This is a genomic window from Effusibacillus lacus (assembly GCF_002335525.1).
Classification (GTDB): Bacteria; Bacillota; Bacilli; order Tumebacillales; family Effusibacillaceae; genus Effusibacillus; species Effusibacillus lacus.
Map to the genome: position 1 here is coordinate 1 of NZ_BDUF01000082.1, position 1,582 is coordinate 1,582.

A 1,582-nucleotide genomic window follows, 5' to 3' on the forward strand; every position below is an offset into this window, starting at 1 on the left:
TCTATCCTGAAAATTAAAGGCCACAGACTCACGTAAAAAGGCAATACCAAACTAAGCCCCCTAAGCCCATTGTTAATAAATGGTTGGTGGGTTACGTACAGGATATGCCTGCCTACGAGTTAAGCCACTGCTTCCACTGTAACTTTGTATCCAAGTGATTCCAGTTTCTTGATGGACTGTTTAATAACACTCTCTCGTTTCCGTTCTTCATAGTAAGTCGGACCGAGTTCCATGTAAGGTTTCCGGCGTTTTAGTATATGGTAGACAATAGTCAAGATACTGTGGGCTACGGCTACTGCTGCTCGGTTGGCTCCTCTTCTGGCCGCTATGCGATGATACTGACTTGATAAATACGTATTCTTGGTTCGTGCCGCAGCTCTTGCCGCTTCTACAAGCGCACTCCTGAGCTTCTGGTTTCCTTTGCGGGTTCGACCTGACTTTCGCTTTCCAGCGCTTTCGTTGTTACCTGGAGCCAGCCCTGCCCATGAACATAAATGAGCAGCGGAAGGGAACTGATTTATGTCCGGTCCAATTTCAGCCAGAATTTGTTCAGCTGTCCGCAGCCCCACTCCGGGAATGGTGTCCAACAGGTCCAGGTCTTCTTCAAAAGGGAGCATACGCCTCTTGATCTCTTCGTCAAGCCTAGCAATTTCTTGATCCAAATAGTCGATGTGCCGCAATTGAGCAGCCAGCATCAGTTTTTGGTGGTCTCCAATTAAACCGTTTAGCGCTCGCTTTAAATCGTCTTTCTTGGTCTTTAACTTACGCTGAGCCAGTTCAGAGAGAACTTCCGGGTCTTCTTCACCGGCTATCATCGCTTCTATCATTGCTCGCCCTGATTTGCCAAGAACGTCACTGGCCACTGAAGACAGTTTGATGTTGGCTCCTTCGAGTACCTTTTGAACCCGGTTCACTTCTCGAGCTCGCTCATCAATGAGGCTACGTCGATAACGAACCAACTCCCGCTGTTCTCGTTGATCGCGGGAAGGAATATAGCTGCCTTGCAACAGGCCGTGTCGAAGCAGTCCGGCGATCCATTCCGCATCTTTGACATCAGTTTTGCGGCCGGGCACATTCTTGATGTGCTTCGCATTGACCACCAATGTGTGAATGTCTTCAAGTTCAAGTAAGTTGTAAATAGGTTTCCAAAACGAGCCGGTACTTTCCATAGCAACATGAGTGCAATCCTGATTTTTAATCCAGTCCACAAGTAAGATGAGGTCATCGGTCATCGTCGAAAAAGTACGAATCTCTTTCCCCTTAGGAGTGATTGCACAAGCCACGACGTTTTTCTTGTGAACGTCAAGGCCACAACAATGACTGTACACGACATCCATAGGAATTCTCCTTCTACGGCGGTTCAATTTAAGGGCTGGTGCAACAACCATACGGGTTATTCTATCCTGCGTGCTTCCTATAGGGAGCAACAATCTGTGGTGCACCTGGTCGTTGGGGTCTGTCTAAATCACGGGCTCGCAGCACCAAGATAATACGACCTCCCTTCGCCAGCCGTAAGAAGATTATACAAAACTTAGACTATTTTCATCATCTGATGGTGCCGCGTCAGCGGCATGGGAGTCTA

General features: G+C 47.9%; 1 protein-coding gene. It reads right to left on the reverse strand.

What is annotated here, in order from left to right:
- Positions 1 to 119: 119 nt before the first annotated feature.
- The gene (locus EFBL_RS14460; protein ID WP_096182799.1) at positions 120 to 1,337 is read right to left on the reverse strand and encodes an IS110 family RNA-guided transposase; all 1,218 of its coding nucleotides are present in this window, start codon (positions 1,335 to 1,337) and stop codon (positions 120 to 122) included.
- Between the last annotated feature and the right edge of the window lie 245 nt (positions 1,338 to 1,582).